The sequence below is a fragment of the Micromonospora fulviviridis genome (genome assembly GCF_014648395.1).
GTDB lineage: Bacteria > Actinomycetota > Actinomycetes > Mycobacteriales > Micromonosporaceae > Micromonospora > Micromonospora fulviviridis.
Map to the genome: position 1 here is coordinate 251,815 of NZ_BMRA01000007.1, position 17,349 is coordinate 269,163.

Here is a 17,349-nt window from a genome sequence, read left to right on the forward strand (position 1 = left end):
GCCGGAACGCGGTCCGGCCGGCCCCGCCCGAGGGCGGGAGCCGGCCGGACCGGTCGTCGGTGGATCAGCGGGCGGTGGGCGCCAGCTCCAGATCGTCCGCGGGCTGCCGGGACGCCGGCGGGCGCGCCCCACCGGCCGCCGGCACGCCCAGCACGGAGCTGTAGACCTCGTCGAGGATCCGGGCCTGGGCCTCCCAGGTCCACGCCTCCAGCAGGCCGGGCTTGTCGTACGCGGCCCGGTAGCGCTCCGGATCGGCGAGCACGGCCCGGACGGCCCGGACGAAGTCGGTGAGGTCCTCGGCGGTGAACACCTCGCCCTGACCGGTGGCCCGGGCGGTCTGTGCCATGGTCTTCACGTCGCTGACCACGATGGGCAGCCGGGCGTGCGAGTACTCCAGGTACTTGGTGATCAGCGCCAGCTCGTGGTTGGGCTTGTGGTGGATCGGGATGACCCCGGCGTCCGCCGCGGACAGGAACGGCACCACCTGCCAGTGCTTGACGTACGGCAGCAGGTGCACCCGGTCCGCCACGCCCAGCTCGACGGCCCGCTCGCGCAGCGCCTCGGAGAACTGGTTGTCACCGTTCGGGTTCATGGTCACGAACGCGACGTGCACGTCGGACAGCTCGGGCAGCGCCTCGACCATGATCTGGCAGCCCCGGCTCGGGTTCACCGCGCCGGCGTAGACCAGCACCGGCGTGCGGTCGTCCACCCCGCACAGCGCCCGTAGGTCCGGCACGTCGCCGTCGGCCCCGGCCGGCGGCGCCATCGGGGCGTTCAGCACCACGGCGGGCCGCTCGGGGAGGCCGTGGGTCTCCTGAAGCAGTTCGGCGAGGGTGTCCGACACCGTCACCACGGCGTCCGGGTAGGCGGCGTACTCGGCCGTGTAGGCGATCTGGGCCGGCAGCCAGCGCGGGTTGTCCGGCCGGCCGGTGATGCCCCCGACGAACTCGTGGGCGTCCCAGACCAGCTTGGTCCTCCGTCCGGCGGCCCGGGCCCGCAGCATCGCCCGCGCGCCGACCCCGAGCATCCGGAAGTCGTTGGCGTGGATGATGTCCGGCTTCAGCTCGTCGATCGCGCTGCGGAACGCCAGCTCGAAGTCCCAGAGCCCCGGGTCCAGCCGGCGCCAGCTGCGGTCGCCCAGCAGTCCCTGCCAGGCGCGGACGGGCAGCCGGTTGAACAGCGCCGCCGGGTCGCCCTGGGCCTTGCGCAGGCGGCGCGTCTCCCCGCTGCGGAACCGCACCCAGCGGGCCAACGCCGTGGCCGCGGCCCGGGACGGCAGCTGGGCCGCCCGGCCCACGGCGGCGGGGAGCCCGCCACCGAGCGCCTGCGCGCGGACCCGGCGCTCGTAGAGGTCGGCCTGCCACGCCTTGATCTCCTGGACCCGGTACGCCGCCATGGTCGTCGACGCGTACGCCAGCGGCCGCCGCAGCGAGCGGCTGTAGTCGCGGGGCAGCCGGTGCAGCGGCTTCGGCACCCGCAGCAGCCGCACCTCGGCGTCGCCGATCCGCCAGGTGTCGGACTCGGAGCGGGCGTTGCGGATACCGAGGAGGAAGACCTCCCAGCCGGCGTCGGCAGCCGACCGGGCGGCCTTCTGGACCCGGGAGTCGCCGTGCACGCCGTTGTCGACGAGCATGACGACCCGGCCCCGGTACCCCGTTGTGCTCTTCGAACCCATCGTGTCGTCCTCCCCCTCGGACCCGTCGGCTAGCGGATGGCGGCCGGCTCGTCCTGTTCGCTGGACGCCACGGACACGACCTTGCCGTCGGACGCGGACTCGAGGAGACCGGCGGCGACCCGCACGGTACGCAGGCCCTGCCGCAACGTGACGATGTCGCTCTGCTTGCCCTCCACGGCGTCGCGGAAACGCTCGTGCTCGACCAGCAGCGGCTCGCGCTTCGGGATCGCGTACCGGACCATGTCGCCCTCGGCCACGCCGCGGAACGCGCGCAGCGCCTCCCACTCGGTGTCGATGGCGGCGTTGGCGTAGAAGGTCAGGTCGGCGGTGAGCGTGTCGGCGACGAAGCAGCCCTTGTCGCCGGTGACCACGGTGGACCGCTCCTTGAGCGGGCTCAGCCAGTTGACCAGGTGGTTGACCATCGTGCCGTCGGCGAGCTGGCCGACCACGGCGACCATGTCCTCGTGCAGCCGGCCACTGCGGGAGACCGTCCGGGCCGACACGGCGGTGTATTCCTGGCCGGTCACCCAGGCGGTCAGGTCGATGTCGTGGGTGGCCAGGTCCATGACCACGCCGACGTCGGCGATCCGGTGCGGGAACGGGCCCTGGCGCCGGGTGACGACCTGGAAGACCTCGCCCAGCTCGCCGGCCTCCAGCCGGGTGCGCAGGCTCTGCAGCGCCGGGTTGTAGCGCTCGATGTGCCCGACACCGGCCACCAGGCCGGCGGCCTCGAACGCCTCCACCAGCGTGGTGGCGGCCTCGACCGACTGGGCCAGCGGCTTCTCGATCAGCGCGCAGACGCCGTTGGCGGCCAGCTCCAGGCCGATCCGCTCGTGCAGCGCGGTCGGGCAGGCCACGACCGCGTAGTCGATGCCCATGGCCAGCAGGTCGGCCAGCTCGGGGACGACCGGGGCGCGGAGCGTGCCGGTCACGTCGCCGGCCGGGTCGACCACGCCGATCAGCTCGACGCCGTCCAGGTTGGACAGCACCCGGGCGTGGTTGCGGCCCATCGCGCCGAGGCCGATCAGGCCGGCGCGCAGCTTACGGCCCTGGCTCACCGGGCACCCCCGGCGAGGTTCGCGCCCTCGGCGATCCGCTCCAGGTCGGCGGGGCTCAGCGACGGGTGCACGGGCAGCGAGACGACCTCGGCGGCGGCCCGCTCGGTCTCCGGCAGGTCCCACGGGCCCGGCTTGCCGTCGGCGTCCAGGTAGGGCTTGAGCCGGTGGATCGGGGTCGGGTAGTAGACCGCATTGCCGATGCCCAGCTCGGTGAGGCGGGCCATGGCCGCGTCGCGGTTGCCCTCCACCCGCACGGTGTACTGGTGGTAGACGTGCTTGGCGGCGTCCGCCACGGGCGGGGTGACCATCCCGGTGATCTTCGAGTCGAGGAACTTGGCGTTGGCCCGGCGCTGCTCGGTCCACTCGCCGAGCTGGGTGAGCTGCACCCGGCCGATCGCGGCGGCCACGTCCGTCATCCGCATGTTGGCGCCGACGATCTCGTTGGCGTACCGCTGCTCCATGCCCTGGTTGCGCAGCAGTCGCAGGGTGCGGGCGAGCTCGGCGTCGGCGGTGGTGACCATGCCGCCCTCCAGGGCGTGCATGTTCTTCGTGGGGTAGAAGCTGAAGCAGCCGGCGGTGCCGAAGGCGCCGACCGGGGTGCCGTGCAGGGTGGCCCCGTGCGCCTGGGCGGCGTCCTCCACCACGGCGAGGCCGTGCCGCTCGGCGATCGCCATGATCTGGTCCATGGCGGCCGGGTGGCCGTAGAGGTGGACCGGCATGATGGCGACGGTGCGCGGCGTGACCGCGGCGGCGACCGCCTGCGGGTCCACGCAGAAGCTGCCCGGCTCGATGTCCACGAAGACCGGCTCGGCGCCGACCAGCCGGACGGCGTTGGCGCTGGCGGCGAAGGAGAACGAGGGCACGATGACCTCGTCACCCGGGCCGAAGCCGAGCGCCATCAGGGTGAGCTGGAGCGCGGAGGTCCCGGAGTTGACGGCGACGCAGTGCCGGCCGGCGACCAGGTCGCCGAACTCCTCCTCGAACGCGGCGACCTCGGGGCCCTGCACGACCCGGCCGCTCCGCAGCACCCGGACAGCCGCCTCGATCTCGGCCTCACCGATGATCGGTCGTGCTGGGGGAATGAACTCTGGGTGCGGCCCGACCATGGGGCTTCCTCCTGTCGACACGGTTCTCACTTCGGGGGACGGTTTCGGGGGGATGGTAGCGGTTGCTGCTTGAAACGGACCGGTTGCAACCATTGTCCGACCAGATGTGTCCTGATGTTCATGATCGACTGGCGCTCCACGACCGGCACCGGGAGTCACACTTCCACCTCGTCGCGGACAGGCCCCAAGCATGCTACCCGGAGGGCCGCGACGATCGCCGAGGCCAGGCGGGGCACCTCCTCGACGTCCAGCGGCGCCCGGGAGATGGCCATCCGCCAGTAGACCGGACCGACGATCAGGTCCACGGCGGCGCGCCGGTCGGTGTCCGGGGAGAGTTCCCCCCGCTCGACCGCACGGCCGATCAGGATCCGGCCGACGGCCTGCTGGTAGTCGTCCAGGGCGGCCTGGAGCTTCTCCGCGATCTGCGGGTTGCGGGCCGCCTCGGCCAGCAGGTCCGGGATGATCTGCGAGGCCAGCCGGTGCCGCAGCGCGCGGGCCATCACGTGGAGCAGGATCTCCAGGTCACCGAGGAGGCTCCCGGTGTCCAGCAGCGGCAGGTTGCGCCCCGCCGCCGCGGAGACCATGTCGAGCACCAGGTCGAGTTTCGAGCGCCAACGGCGGTAGATCGCGGTCTTGCTGACCCCGGCCCGCCGGGCCACCGCCTCGATGGAGAGACGGCCGTAGCCGACCTCGGCCAACTCCTGCATCACGGCGGCGCGGATGGCACTGGTGATCTCCCCGCGCAGCACCGCCGCGCCGGCCGGGGCACGCCTCTTCTCGGTCGTCACGTGGGACAATGTAGCGCAACGACGGTACGGTTGCGTCCCGACGTGTTTTGGACTACCTTCCACGCAGCAGCGAGGCTCCCTCCCCGCCCGGCCACGCTAGATTTCAACGCCGCGACACATCTCCCTGCTCCCCATCGGCACGAAAGATCGGAGCGCCTGACCATGGCCAACACCGCGGTGGCCGACCCCGAATCCGGGCTGACCCGGGCCCAGCTCGCCCAGCGGTACGGGCTACGGGTAGCCGGGGAACGCCCGCCTCTGGCCGAGTACGCCCGCAAGCTGTGGGCGTACCGACACTTCATGACCGCGTACTCGCGGGCGAAGGTCGCCTCCTCGTTCAGCAACACCCAACTCGGGCAGCTCTGGCAGGTGCTGACCCCGCTCACCAACGCGGCGGTCTACTACCTGATCTTCGGCGTGATCATCTCGCAGAACCGGCACGTGCCGAACTTCATCGCGTACCTCTGCACCGGTGTCTTCATCTTCACGTTCACCCAGAGCGCGGCGCTCCAGGGCACCAGCGCGATCACCGGCAACCTGGGTCTGATCCGGGCCCTCCAGTTCCCGCGTGCCGCGCTGCCGATCACCGTCACCCTGGTGCAGCTCCAGCAGCTGCTCATGTCGATGGTGGTGCTGGCCGGGATCGTGCTGTTCACCGGCGAGCCGATCACCTTCCGCTGGTTGCTGATCGCGCCCATGCTGGTGCTCCAGTCGATCTTCAACGTCGGGCTGACCATGATCATGGCCCGGATCGGCTCCAAGGTCACCGACCTCAAGCAGGTCATGCCGTTCGTGCTGCGGACCTGGCTCTACGGCTCCGGTGTGCTCTACAGCGTCAAGCTCTTCGAGGACCGGCTCCCGGGGTGGGCGGCGACCGCCCTGGAGTCCAACCCGATCCTGGTCTACATCGAGCTGGCCCGGTACGCGCTGCTCGACTCGGCGTACCCGGAGCACATCGCGTCCTCGCCGCTGCGGCTGTGGACCCTCGCGGTGACCTGGGCGGTGGTCTTCGGTGTCGGCGGATTCGTCTACTTCTGGCGCGGAGAGAAGGAGTACGGCCGTGGCTGACCAGACCCAGCCGGCGGGCAACGCCGCCGTGGTGGACGCGGGACGCGTCCCGACCGTCGTGGTGGACGACGTGCACGTGATCTACAAGATCCACAAGGGCGCCACCGGGGGCACCACCCCGGTCTCGGCCCTCAAGCGCATCGTGTCCCGGACCAACGCGCCGAACATCCGCGAGGTGCACGCGGTCAAGGGGGTGAGCTTCACCGCGTACGAGGGTGAGGCCATCGGCCTGATCGGCAGCAACGGCTCCGGCAAGTCGACCCTGCTGCGGGCCATCGCCGGCCTGCTCCCGCCGGCCCGGGGCGCCGTCTACACCCAGGGCCAGCCGTCCCTGCTCGGGGTGAACGCGGCCCTGCTCAACGACCTCTCCGGCGAGCGCAACGTCGTGCTCGGGTGCCTGGCCATGGGCATGACGCCGGAGGAGGTCAAGCGGCTGGCGCCGGAGATCATCGAGTTCTCCGGGATCAACGAGCGCGGCGACTTCGCCTCGCTGCCGATGCGCACCTACTCCTCCGGCATGGGCGCCCGGCTGCGCTTCGCCATCTCCTCGGCGAAGAAGCACGACGTGCTGCTCATCGACGAGGCGCTGGCCACCGGTGACCGCAAGTTCCGGGCCCGCAGCGAGCAGCGGGTCCGCGAGCTGCGTGACAGCGCCGGCACGGTGTTCCTGGTCAGCCACTCGATCAGCTCCATCCGGGACACCTGCGAGCGGACCATCTGGCTGGAGAGCGGCGTCCTGAGGATGGACGGCCCCACCGACGAGGTGTGCGACGCCTACGAGAACCAGAAGTAGCCGTCCGGGGCGCACCGGTCCCGGGCTCGCCCGGATCGGTGCGCTCCGCCGTACGCGTTAAGGTTTTCTGGTTGCCGGCGAAAGTTCACCACCCGGTCATCCAGTCGCAAAACCCCATACACCCCGCAGAAGTGAGGAACGGCAATGACGCAGGACCGCACCCCCGCACCGGACGCCGCGCCGGCGAGCCCGGCACCCTGGCGCCCCTCGCGGACGGTGGCCGTGATCCTCGCCGGGGGGACCGGGACGCGTCTCGGGCTGGGCATCCCGAAGCAGCTGCTGAAGATCGCCGGCAAGCCGATCATCGAGCACACCCTGGCGGTGTTCGAGGCCGCGCCGGAGATCGACGAGATCATCGTGCTCATGGCCGCCGGCCACGTGCCCGACGCCGAGCGGATCGTCGCCAACGCCGGCTTCCGCAAGGTCAGCAAGGTGATCGAGGGCGGGGACACCCGCAACGACACCACCCGGATCGCCCTGGACGCGGTCGGCGAGGGCGACGTCAACATCCTCTTCCACGACGCGGTGCGTCCCCTGGTCAGCGCCCGGATCGTGCGCGAGTGCGTGAACGCGCTCTGGACCTACTCGGCGGTGGACGTGGCCATCCCGTCCGCCGACACGATCATCCAGGTCGACGAGGACGACTGCATCACCGGCATCCCGGTCCGCGCCACGCTGCGCCGCGGCCAGACCCCGCAGGCGTTCCGCTCCGGCACCATCCGCGAGGCGTACCGGCGGGCCGAGGGCGACCCGGACTTCGCCGCCACCGACGACTGCGGCGTGGTGCTGCGCTACCTGCCCGGCACGCCGATCAAGGTGATCGACGGCTCGGACGAGAACATCAAGGTCACCCACCCGGTCGACGTGCACCTGGCGGACAAGCTCTTCCAGCTCGCCGCCGCCCAGGTGCCCAAGCTCACCGACCACCGCAGCTACTCCGAGGAGCTGACCGGCCGGACCATCGTGGTCTTCGGCGGCAGCTACGGCATCGGCCACGACCTCACCGAGCTGGCCCGCCGCTACGGCGCCCAGGTCTTCCCGTTCAGCCGCTCCACCACCGGCACCCACGTCGAGCGGGCCGAAGACGTGGCCGCCGCGCTGAAGACCGCCTTCGAGGCGACCGGCCGGATCGACCACGTGGTGGTCACCGCCGGGATCCTGGAGAAGGGCGCTCTGGCGGAGATGGACGAGGAGACGATGGAGCGCCTCCTGCACGTCAACTTCGTGGGCCCGGTCACCATCGCCCGGCAGTCGCTGCCGTACCTCCAGCAGACCAAGGGCCAGCTGCTGCTCTACACCTCCAGCTCCTACACCCGGGGCCGGGCGCGCTACGCGCTCTACTCGGCCACCAAGGCCGCGCTGGTCAACCTGACCCAGGCGCTCGCCGACGAGTGGGCCGAGTTCGGCGTACGGGTCAACTGCGTCAACCCGGAGCGCACCGCCACCCCGATGCGCACCAAGGCGTTCGGCGAGGAGCCGGAGCACACCCTCCTCTCCGCCGAGGCGGTCGCCCAGGCCTCCCTGGACGTGCTGATCTCCGAGCTGACCGGTCAGGTGATCGACGTCCGCCGGGCCCCCGGCGAGCCGGTCGCCGCGGTGCCCGCCCAGCCCGGCGCGCACCCGGCCGACGACGACTCCAGGCCGCCGCGCGGCACCGGACGCGCCGAGCCGGAGTCGTCGAAGCTGCCCACCGGCATCGACGCCTGAGCCGCGGGACGGGACGAGCCAGATGCGTGGTGACCTGGTCCGGAAGCTGCTCGCCCGGGTGCTGACCACCGGGCTGGCGGTGCTGGCCTTCCTCGTCGTGGCGCTCACCGGGGCGACCGGCTGGGGGCTGGCGATCGCCGTCGCCGCGCTCGCCGCCACCGCCTGGGAACGCCGGGTGCGGCTGACGGCCGACGGCCTCGCCGAGACGGTCCTGGTCGCCGCCGGCATCCTGGTCGGCTACGCCCGCCGGCTGGACGCCGGCTTCGACCCGGCGCTGGCCGCCACGGCGCTGGTCCTGCTCGGCCTGGTGCTGCTGGTCGGGCCGCTGCGCGACGCCGGCGCGCTGGAGATCCGGGCGGCCAACCTGCCGGTCCGGTCCTGGACCCCGCTGGGCGCGGCCCGGCTCGGCGACGCGCTGCCGGTGCTGCTCGCCCTGGTGGCGGCGGCCGCCGGCCTGGTCCTGCCCGCCTGGGTGGCCCTGGTGGCCGCGCTGCTGGTCGCGGCGGGCAGCGGCGCGGTCGGCCTCGACCTGGCCCGCCGTCGGTTCCGGCCGCCGGCCGGCGGCGGCCCGGTGGGCCGGGCGCTGCGCCGGCACCAGCCCGAGTTCGTGCTCTACTTCTCCGCCCCGCCCGGCTCCGAGTACCAGGTCACCATGTGGCTGCCCTACCTGGAGCGGATCGGCCGGCCGTTCATGGTGCTGCTGCGCGAGCCCGAGTTACTGCCCGCCGTGGCGGCCGCGACCCGCGCGCCGGTGGTCTTCTGCCCCACCCTGAAGACCATGGACGAGGCGATGGTGCCGAGCCTGCGAGCGGCCTTCTACGTCAACCACGGCGCGAAGAACAGCCACTGCATCCGCTTCTCGCAGCTCACCCACGTGCAGCTGCACCACGGCGACAGCGACAAGGCGCCCAGCGCCAACCCGGTCTCGGGCATCTTCGACAAGATCTTCGTGGCCGGTCCGGCGGCGATCGAACGGTACGCCCGGGCCGGCGTGGAGATCCCCGCCGAGAAGTTCGTCGTGGTCGGCCGCCCCCAGGTCGAGGCCATCGAGGTACGCCGGGAGCCGGCCGCCGCCCCGGCCCACCCGACCGTGCTCTACACGCCCACCTGGACCGGGCACCACGCCGACGCCAACTACTGCTCGCTGCCGGTGGCCGAGACGGTGATCCGCCGGCTGCTGGACCGGGGGGCGACGGTGATCCTGCGGGCGCACCCCTACACGGCCCAGAACCCGGCCTCGGCGCGGCAACTGGCCCGCCTCACCGAACTGCTCGCCGCCGACCGGGCGAAGACCGGCCGGGCGCACCTCTGGGGCACGGCGGCCGGCCGCGACCTGACCCTCACCGAGTGCGTCAACCGCGCCGACGCGCTGGTCTCGGACGTCTCCGGGGTGATCTCCGACTGGCTCTACTCGGGCAAGCCGTACGCCGTCACCGACATGGGCGTCGACGGGGAGCACTTCGTCGAGCGGTTCCCGCTGGCCGGCTCCGGCTACGTGCTGCGCCAGGACATGTCCAACGTGGACGAGGTGCTGACCGAGCTGCTGGAGACCGACCCGAAGGCCGCGGCCCGCTGGGCCACCCGGGCCTGCTACCTGGGCGACTTCCCGGCCGAGTCGTACGCCGAGGTGTTCCTCGACGCCGCCCGCCGGCAGCTCGCGCCGGACTGGACCGTGCCCGCCCCGCGGGACGGCTCGCCGCTCCCCTCCCCCGCCTGAGCCGAGGTCAGAGGTACGGGTCGAGGAGGGCGAGCACCGCCGCCGGATCCTCGACGTGCGCGTTGTGGCCCAGCCCGGGCAGCGTGGCGACCGGTACGCCCAACTCCTTGAGCTGCGCGTCGGTCACCATCGGGTCGTGCTCACCGCGGGCCAGCAGCACCGGGACGTCGGTGGCGGCGAGCAGCGCGGCCAGCCGGGGCTCTCCCACCGCGAACGCGGCCGGGTCCATGGCCAGCCGCCAGCGGCCGTCCTCGCGGCGCAACCCCGCCTCCACCACCGGGTGGTCGGGGGCGAGCAGCCCGGCCAGCCCGGAGACCCGCAGGTAGCGGCGGGCCGCCTCGTCCCGGGTGGCGAACCAGGTCACCGGGCGGGCGGCCAACTCCTGGGCCTTCTCCAGGTCGGCCGGGGACCAGACGGCCTTGATGCCGAGCCCGACCACCGCGTCGACCGGCGGGCGCCGCGACCGCGCGGCCAGCGCCAGCGCCACCACCCCGCCGAGCGAGTGCCCGAGCAGCACGAGCCGGTCGTGGGGGCCGAGCCGCTCGGTCACCGGGCCGAGCCCCTCGACCACCCGCCGGGCCAGGGCCTCGAAGGAGTACCCGGGCAGCGGCGGCGACCAGCCGTGCCCGGCCAGGTCGGGGACGAGCCAGCGCCCCGCCCAGTGGCGCTCCAGCAGCGGCGCCCAGGGCAGCCACACCTCACCGGTGGCACCCATGCCGTGCAGCAGCAGCAGATGGCGGGTACCCGTCTCGTCGCCCATACGGCGCAGTGTGCCACCGGACGGACACCCGGCGCGAGAGCGGACAGCGGCGTGGACGACTTCGGGCACCGGCTCGGTGAGCCGGTGCCCGACGGAAGGTGCGATCAGGCGGAGTAGCCGCGGGTGGCGGCCCAGTTCGCCAGGTCGATGGTGCTCATCCAGTACGCGGGCAGCGCCGCGTTCGCCGAGTCGGCGATCCGGACGGTACGGCCGTCGTTCTTGTAGCCGACCACGGCGATGTAGTGGCCGCCCGGGAACGAGTGCCAGCCGCCGTCGGTGTCGAGGGCGTCACCGGCGATGTTGACCACCACGCCCCGGCCGTCGGTGATCGCCTTGACCACGTCCGCCTGGAGCTGGTCGATCTCCGCCGGGCTCGCCGAGCCGCCGAACATGTGGGTCCGGTACGGGTTGCCCTTGACCATCAGGTTCAGGCCCCGCGTGGTGTCCTCGGCGGAGTTGGTGCCGTTCTCGCCGGCGTTCAGCGGGGCGATCATCGCGTCCTGGGTGGTCTCGACGCCGCTCGCGCTGAGCGCGTTGCGCACCGCGGCCGGGCCGCAGTTCCAGTAGGCGGTCTGCGCCTCGTAGGTGTAGTCGAGCACCTTGGTCGACGGCGGCTTCGGCTTGGCCTTGGGGGTCGTGTCGGGGTCGGGGGCCGCCTTGGCCACCGGCTTCGCGGCCGACGGCGACGCGCTCGGCGAGGCGGAGGGCGACGGGACGGCGACCCGGGCCTCGCCCCGGCTGGCGACCTCACCGAGCCGGGAGCCCAGCTCGGCGACCGCGGCGGTGTTCTCCCGGTGGACCGGGGCGTCGTCGGTGGCGGTGACGGCGGCACCGGCGCCGCCGGCCAGCACGAGGGCCGCGGCCGAGCCGGCGACGATCTGGTACGGGCGTTCGGTCACGAGGCGGCGGAGCTGACGCTTCAGGTGGTGCTTCACGGTTTCCTCCACGGGGGCGTGAGCGGCACGCGCCGGCCCGACGCGCGGAGGAACTCACGCGCGCTGGCGGGGCGGATTGCCGCGGGACGGGAGCGCCCGGGGGGCCGGGCGGTCGGGCGGTTGCCGGGGTCGGTCGCCGTCAGGCGAGCACCGGCACCGCGATGCCGTGGAGGCGGGGGGACGACCGGGGGGTGGGCACGAGGAATGGCACTCCTTCCGTGACCGCCGACCGGGTTAGCTGACGGATTCGGGCGGGAAGTACGCCCTACCGCGGGCCGTGGCCCGCGGATTCACCCCGGTGTTGCAGTGGGTCCCCGGTTCGTGAGAGCACGATTAGGCGGGTCGGCGCGGCGTCGCCTCTTGCGATCGAAAACCGCTCCGGACGCGCCGACACTACCGGTGGGTATGCCGGCTGCCAAGCGCTCCCACCTGCTTAAACCTCGTGCACCACTACGGATATCGGAACAGTCGGTCACTCACTTCACTCAATGGGACGAGCAGTTACGGCGGCACCCGACGGCCAAAAGCGGACATCCGGTGGCGACCGGCCCGGAATTGCGGGGGTCGATCACCCCACCTGACCCCGATGACCGTTTCCGGCAGAGTGGTGACCGGGCTCACCGAATTCGGATAACAATTCGGCCGACTCGGGGCCCGTCGGGGTCGGGTCGGGCCGCCGTCGCCCTGGAATGGACGACCGTCAGCCGACCCGGGCGGGGCGCCACCGCGCACCGGACACGGCGGCCGGGATCCGCACCGTCGCGTCGTCCCGCCCCTCCACCGGTGCCGCAGCGTCGGCGGGGCGGAGCGCGGCGGTCGCCGCGTACGCCTCCGCGGCCAGGGTCCGGGCCGCCTCGGCGGCCAGCTCGGCGTCCCGCCAGGCCCGCCGCTCCCGCTCGGCGGCCGCCGCCCAGCCGGCCCGGCGGCCCTCGCGTACCGCCCGGGCCAGGACGATCTCCTGCTCGGCAGGGTGCCGGCGCGGGTCCCACCCGTTGCGGTGGGCCAGCACGTCGGCGAGTTGCCGGGCGCTCAGGTCGCCCCGCCAGTGCGCGGCCATCGCGGCGTGGTGCAGCCAGCGCTCACGGGCCGCGTACTCGGCCGGTGTGCGCGGGGTGTGCGGGGCGGGCAGCGCGGCGGCGCCGGCGAAGCGGCTGGCGGCCGCCTCGGCCTCGTCGTACGCCCGCCAGGCCCGGTCCGCCTCGTCGTGGGCGGTCAGCCACTGCTCCCGCCGCCGCCGGGCGGTCTGCGCAGCCCCGGCGGCGGCCACCGCCACCTCGTCGGCGTAGCGGCGCAGGTCGGCCCGGCGGGCGGCCTCCTCGGCGACCGGGTCGGGGGCCGGATCGGTCCCGTCGTCCCGCTCCGGGCGGGCGACCAGCACGGCGAGCAGACCAAGGGCGAGCAGGAGCAGGGCCGACCAGATCGCGGCGGCCTCGGGGACCTCGGTCAGGAAGCGGTAGAGAACGGTCTGCGGCATGGTCGGCACCTCACGGGAGAGAACGTGGCGGAGAGGTGTCCGCACGGGCCGTGGGAGCGGCGGCGTGCACCGGGAACGGGTGCCGGGGCCGCCGACGGGCGGGTGCGGGGGTGAGGTTCGGTGCGTGCGGCGGGCGCGGGCCGGCGGCCCACGGGCGGGTCAGCGGCCGGGCGGGGCCCGGGAGCCGACGGTCGCGGGAACCAGCCCGGCCAGCACGAGAGGCCGGTCAGCCGGGCGGGCCACGGCCCGGGACGCGGCCACCGGCTCGGACCGGTCGGCGGGTACGGCCTGCCGGTCGACGCCCGCCCCGCCGTCGAGATCCCGCCCGGCGACGGCGGCGGTCCGGGCGGCTGTGCCCCGCGGGTCCCAGCCGGTGACGGCGGCGGTCCGCCCGGCTGCGTCCGGGAAGTGCCGGCCGGTGACGGTGGCGGTCCAGCCGGCTCCGTCCCTGAGGTGCTGCGCGGCGGCGCCTGGCTGGAGGGTCGGGCCCCCGACCGGGGCCACCGCGGAGGAGGCCGCCGGTGCGGCCGCGGCACCACCGACCGGCAGGGCCGCCGCGCCGAACGAGCAGGCGGCGAGCACGGCCAGGCTGGCCAGTGTGCGGGCGATCCAGCGCGCCACCCACCACACGGGACAGGTGAGCGCGATCGGCAGCACGGGTACAACCTACCGCCGGTTCCGCCACATCGCACCGCCGCCGGGCGTGTCGCGCCACCCGTTCGTCAAACACCGTCCAGCATGGACAGCTGACCGGCGAGGGGCGGCGGGCTACCGTTGCCGGGATCCGCCGGAGCGGGCTACGCCGGCAGGCCGCGCACGGCTCAGCGCGGGTCGCGCCGCCCGGCGTACTCGACGGACCTGGCCGAAGTGGCGGGTGCCGCGACCGGCCCGGCGGGGGCCGGCCGCGGGGCGGGCACGGACGGCGCCGGCGCGGCGGTGGCCGCCGCCGGACGGGCACGGCGGGGCGGCCCGAGACGGCGCATCATGGGCATCTCCACCCAGTGGTGCAGGGCCGCGGCGAGCAGCAGGTTGAGCAGGAGGAGACCGAGCACCGCGAGCGGGCCCCACCACCCGCGCAGCCCCGTGCCCCAGTCCCCGGTGAGCCGCAGCACGGTCATCATGACCAGCACGTGCACCAGATAGAAGGCGAACGAGACCTCGCCGAGCCAGACCATCGCGCGGGACCGCCACGGCGTGCGCCGGCCCCGGACGTCGGCGTCCGCGGCGGCGGTGATGACGAGCAGGTAGGCCACCGCGAGCAGGGCCGCCCAGAACTCGGCGCGGATCCACTGCGCGGCCACCACCCAGGTGGCCACGAACAGCACGCTGGCGGCGGCCAGGTTCGGCCCCCGCCAGCGGCCCCGGCGCAGCAGTTCCGCGGCGGCCGCTCCCATCCAGAACTCGACGGACCGGGTGACCGGGAAGATCTGGGTGAACCACCAGCGGCTCTCCTCAGGCACCAGGAGCTGGGCGGGCCAGAGGGCCAGGATGAGCAGCGGCACGGCAACCACCACCGCCCACAGGACGCCGGCGCGGGCCCGGCGCAGCCACGGCAGCACCAGCGGCAGGCACAGGTAGAAGGCCAACTCGCAGGAGAGCGACCAGCTCACGTCGTTGACGCTGTAGAAGTAGCCGTCGAGGGGGATCCACGCCTGCACCAGCAGGAGGTTCCCGATCGCGGCCCACGGCGCGACCGGGTCGGCGAACCAGAACGCGACGGCCAACGCCACCGCGAAGGTCACCAGGTGGTTCGGGTAGATCTTGGCAAGCCGGCGACGGAGAAAGGTGTGCCGCGGCTCGCCGTCCCGGTACGACCACACCAGCACGAATCCGCTGAGGATGAAGAAGAACTCCACCCCGGACAGGCCGAGGGCGAACGCCCGGCCCAGCGCCGCCCCGACGCCGGGCTCCGCGACGATCCGCATCGTGCCGACGTGGAAGGCGAACACCAGCAGGGCGGCGATCCAGCGCAGCCCGGTGAGCGACGGCAGCCGGGTGGCGGGGGTGGCCGGGGCGCTTGTCACCCGGGGCACCCTACCCGGTGGTAATCGGGGTCGCCGCCGGACGGCGACCGCGCCGATGCTCGTACGCCTGTTCGACAGCAGGGTAGGATCGGCGGCGTGTACCAGCCCTCGATGCTCGACCTCGCCGAGCAGGGCCCTTCCCTGGGCCCGCTGGCCGGGCGGCTGCGCCGGCACGAGCTGAGCCGGGGCGCCTGGGTCGACCACCTGCCCGGCTGGGTGGCGGGCTCCGACGCGGTACTCGACACACTCCTGCACGAGGTGCCGTGGCGGGCCGAGCGCCGCACCATGTACGACGCCGAGGTCGCCGTTCCCCGCCTGCTCTGCTGGTACGGCGCCGGCCGGCCGCTGCCCCACCCGGTGCTCGCCGCGGCGCGCGACACGCTCACCCGGCACTACGCGGCCGAACTGGGCGAGCCCTTCGTCACGGCCGGCATGTGCCTCTACCGCGACGGCCGGGACAGCGTGGCCTGGCACGGCGACACCCAGGGCCGCTCCGCGCACACCGACACCATGGTGGCCATCGTCTCGTTCGGCTCGCCCCGGCCGCTGCTGCTGCGCCCCCGGGGCGGCGGCGGGACCAGCCTGCGCTTCCCGCTCGGGCACGGCGACCTGGTGGTGATGGGCGGGTCCTGCCAGCGCACCTGGGAGCACGCGATCCCGAAGACCGCCCGGCCGGTCGGCCCCCGGGTCAGCGTCCAGTTCCGGCCCGCCGGGGTGGCCTGACGCGGAGGTGGCCACGGGCCCCGGCCGGCGCCGTGCTAGAAACAACTCTCAGGGTCGATCACGCCCCCGTCACCTGACGACGCGAAGGGCGGCCCATGACCCAGTCCCCCACCACCCGCTGGTCCCCCTGGACCCTGCACGGTGACGGACGTTCCGTCCGCCCCGGCGACGTGGTCCACCCCGACGAGCGGCTCTCCTGGCCGCGTACGGTCGGCGTCGGCGTGCAGCACGTCGTCGCCATGTTCGGCGCCACCTTCACGGTGCCGCTGATCACCGGCTTCCCGCCGGCCACCACCCTCTTCTTCTCCGGGCTGGGCACGCTGCTCTTCCTGCTGATCACCGGCAACCGGCTGCCGTCGTACCTGGGGTCGTCCTTCGCCTTCATCGCCCCGGTGCTGGCCGCGAAGACCGACGGCGGGATCGGCGCCGCGCTCGGCGGCATCGTGGTGGCCGGCGCGGCGCTGGCGCTGGTCGGCGTGGTGGTGCAACTGGCCGGGGCGCGCTGGATCGACGCCCTGATGCCGCCGGTGGTGACCGGCTCGATCGTGGCCCTGATCGGGCTCAACCTCGCCCCGGTGGCCTGGGACGGCGGCGGCAGCGGCACCGGGTTCAAGGCGCAGCCGCTGATCGCCGTGATCACCCTGGTCGCGATCCTGGTCACCACGGTGCTCTTCCGCGGCTTCCTGGCCCGGCTGTCGATCCTGCTCGGCGTGGTGGTCGGCTGGGTGCTGGCCGCGCTGCTCGGCCGGCTCGACCCGACGGCGGTCACCACGCTGAAGGAGGCCGCCTGGGTGGGCCTGCCGCAGTTCCACGCGCCGACCTTCGGCCTGCGCGCCGTGGTGCTGGTCATCCCGGTGATCCTGGTGCTGATCGCGGAGAACGCCGGGCACGTCAAGGCGGTCGCCGCGATGACCGGGCGGAACCTGGACCGGGACATGGGTCGGGCGTTCCTCGGCGACGGCGTGGCCACCGTGCTGGCCGGCGCCGGCGGCGGCTCCGGCACCACCACGTACGCGGAGAACATCGGCGTGATGGCGGCGACGCGGGTCTACTCGACCGCCGCGTACTGGGTGGCCGGGTTCGCGGCGGTGCTGCTCGGGCTCTGCCCGAAGTTCGGCGCGCTGATCCTCACCGTGCCGGCCGGCGTGCTGGGCGGCGCCACCACCGCCCTGTACGGCCTGATCGCCATCCTGGGCGCCCGGATCTGGATCGAGAACCGGGTCGACTTCCACGACCCGGTCAACCTGATGACCGCCGCGGTCGCCGTGATCGTCGGCGCCGCCAACTACACCCTGACCGCCGGCGACCTCTCGTTCAACGGCATCGCCCTGGGCACCGCCGCCGCCCTGGTCGTCCACCACGGCATGCGCCTCATCGCCCACCTCCGCGGCACCACCCCGACCTCCCGCCGCGGCCCCGAACCCGAACTCTGACCCCGCACCGCACCGCACCGCACCGCGGCGCCGCGCCGCGCCGCGCCGTCGATCATGAGGTTGGCGGCGCGGAAGCGCGCGTCGCAGG

Annotated in this window: 15 protein-coding genes and 1 riboswitch; of the genes, 6 read left to right on the forward strand and 9 right to left on the reverse strand. The window is 73.6% G+C overall.

Annotation, left to right across the window (positions count from 1 at the left end):
- Positions 1-64: 64 nt before the first annotated feature.
- From IEY96_RS20415 to IEY96_RS20430, 4 genes are all read right to left on the reverse strand, one after another.
- Positions 65-1,675 (reverse strand): glycosyltransferase family 4 protein, encoded by a 1,611-nt coding sequence (locus IEY96_RS20415; RefSeq protein ID WP_189196404.1) that lies wholly within the window; start codon positions 1,673-1,675, stop codon positions 65-67.
- 29 nt (positions 1,676-1,704) lie between these two features.
- Positions 1,705-2,733: a Gfo/Idh/MocA family protein gene (locus IEY96_RS20420; RefSeq protein WP_189196405.1), complete on the reverse strand. Its 1,029-nt coding sequence runs from the start codon at positions 2,731-2,733 to the stop codon at positions 1,705-1,707.
- Positions 2,730-3,839 carry a DegT/DnrJ/EryC1/StrS family aminotransferase gene (locus tag IEY96_RS20425; RefSeq protein WP_189196406.1) on the reverse strand — a complete coding sequence of 370 codons (1,110 nt, stop codon included), beginning with the start codon at positions 3,837-3,839 and terminating at the stop codon, positions 2,730-2,732. The genes IEY96_RS20420 and IEY96_RS20425 overlap by 4 nt, the downstream gene beginning before the upstream one ends.
- Before the next feature lie 155 nt (positions 3,840-3,994).
- On the reverse strand, positions 3,995-4,627 hold the full coding sequence (locus IEY96_RS20430; RefSeq protein WP_189196407.1) for a TetR/AcrR family transcriptional regulator: 633 nt from the start codon (positions 4,625-4,627) through the stop codon (positions 3,995-3,997).
- A gap of 162 nt (positions 4,628-4,789) precedes the next feature.
- On the opposite strand from IEY96_RS20430, the gene IEY96_RS20435 reads away from it, so the two are divergent.
- The 4 genes from IEY96_RS20435 to IEY96_RS20450 all read left to right on the forward strand — a co-directional run bounded on the left by IEY96_RS20435 (position 4,790) and on the right by IEY96_RS20450 (position 9,912).
- Positions 4,790-5,695, forward strand: coding sequence for an ABC transporter permease (locus tag IEY96_RS20435; RefSeq protein ID WP_189196408.1), 906 nt, complete (start codon positions 4,790-4,792; stop codon positions 5,693-5,695).
- Entirely contained in the window at positions 5,688-6,488 is an 801-nt protein-coding gene (locus IEY96_RS20440) for an ABC transporter ATP-binding protein (protein ID WP_148426934.1), read from the forward strand. Before IEY96_RS20435 ends, IEY96_RS20440 begins: the two co-directional genes overlap by 8 nt.
- Before the next feature lie 144 nt (positions 6,489-6,632).
- Positions 6,633-8,195: a bifunctional cytidylyltransferase/SDR family oxidoreductase gene (locus tag IEY96_RS20445; RefSeq protein ID WP_229791735.1), complete on the forward strand. Its 1,563-nt coding sequence runs from the start codon at positions 6,633-6,635 to the stop codon at positions 8,193-8,195.
- A gap of 22 nt (positions 8,196-8,217) precedes the next feature.
- A complete protein-coding gene (locus IEY96_RS20450) occupies positions 8,218-9,912 on the forward strand; it encodes a CDP-glycerol glycerophosphotransferase family protein (protein ID WP_189196409.1) in 1,695 nt (564 codons plus the stop codon).
- A gap of 7 nt (positions 9,913-9,919) precedes the next feature.
- Here IEY96_RS20450 and IEY96_RS20455 read toward each other — a convergent pair whose 3' ends face one another.
- The 5 genes from IEY96_RS20455 to IEY96_RS20475 form a co-directional block, all read right to left on the reverse strand.
- Positions 9,920-10,672 (reverse strand): alpha/beta fold hydrolase, encoded by a 753-nt coding sequence (locus IEY96_RS20455; RefSeq protein ID WP_189196410.1) that lies wholly within the window; start codon positions 10,670-10,672, stop codon positions 9,920-9,922.
- A gap of 104 nt (positions 10,673-10,776) precedes the next feature.
- On the reverse strand, positions 10,777-11,619 hold the full coding sequence (locus IEY96_RS20460; protein ID WP_189196411.1) for a C39 family peptidase: 843 nt from the start codon (positions 11,617-11,619) through the stop codon (positions 10,777-10,779).
- A 196-nt stretch (positions 11,620-11,815) separates the two neighbouring features.
- Positions 11,816-11,957: riboswitch (cyclic di-AMP (ydaO/yuaA leader) on the reverse strand.
- 350 nt (positions 11,958-12,307) lie between these two features.
- Positions 12,308-13,081, reverse strand: a complete 774-nt coding sequence (locus IEY96_RS20465; protein ID WP_189196412.1) for a hypothetical protein — start codon at positions 13,079-13,081, stop codon at positions 12,308-12,310.
- 159 nt (positions 13,082-13,240) lie between these two features.
- Positions 13,241-13,738 carry a hypothetical protein gene (locus tag IEY96_RS20470; protein WP_189196559.1) on the reverse strand — a complete coding sequence of 166 codons (498 nt, stop codon included), beginning with the start codon at positions 13,736-13,738 and terminating at the stop codon, positions 13,241-13,243.
- 164 nt (positions 13,739-13,902) lie between these two features.
- A complete protein-coding gene (locus tag IEY96_RS20475; protein ID WP_189196413.1) occupies positions 13,903-15,105 on the reverse strand; it encodes an acyltransferase family protein in 1,203 nt (400 codons plus the stop codon).
- Positions 15,106-15,192: 87 nt separating this feature from the next.
- On the opposite strand from IEY96_RS20475, the gene IEY96_RS20480 reads away from it, so the two are divergent.
- Complete coding sequence (locus IEY96_RS20480; RefSeq protein WP_189196548.1) at positions 15,193-15,828, forward strand: alpha-ketoglutarate-dependent dioxygenase AlkB; 636 nt, start codon at positions 15,193-15,195, stop codon at positions 15,826-15,828.
- Between the two features lie 95 nt (positions 15,829-15,923).
- The gene (locus IEY96_RS20485) at positions 15,924-17,261 is read left to right on the forward strand and encodes a uracil-xanthine permease family protein (RefSeq protein ID WP_189196414.1); all 1,338 of its coding nucleotides are present in this window, start codon (positions 15,924-15,926) and stop codon (positions 17,259-17,261) included.
- Positions 17,262-17,349: the final 88 nt, after the last annotated feature.

Coding starts and splice junctions, on each gene's coding strand:
- IEY96_RS20415 (WP_189196404.1), bottom strand. CDS start 1,675: ATGGGTTCGAAGAGCACAACGGGGTACCGGGGCCGGGTCGTCATGCTC.
- IEY96_RS20425 (WP_189196406.1), bottom strand. CDS start 3,839: ATGGTCGGGCCGCACCCAGAGTTCATTCCCCCAGCACGACCGATCATC.
- IEY96_RS20435 (WP_189196408.1), top strand. CDS start 4,790: ATGGCCAACACCGCGGTGGCCGACCCCGAATCCGGGCTGACCCGGGCC.
- IEY96_RS20445 (WP_229791735.1), top strand. CDS start 6,633: ATGACGCAGGACCGCACCCCCGCACCGGACGCCGCGCCGGCGAGCCCG.
- IEY96_RS20450 (WP_189196409.1), top strand. CDS start 8,218: ATGCGTGGTGACCTGGTCCGGAAGCTGCTCGCCCGGGTGCTGACCACC.
- IEY96_RS20455 (WP_189196410.1), bottom strand. CDS start 10,672: ATGGGCGACGAGACGGGTACCCGCCATCTGCTGCTGCTGCACGGCATG.
- IEY96_RS20465 (WP_189196412.1), bottom strand. CDS start 13,081: ATGCCGCAGACCGTTCTCTACCGCTTCCTGACCGAGGTCCCCGAGGCC.
- IEY96_RS20485 (WP_189196414.1), top strand. CDS start 15,924: ATGACCCAGTCCCCCACCACCCGCTGGTCCCCCTGGACCCTGCACGGT.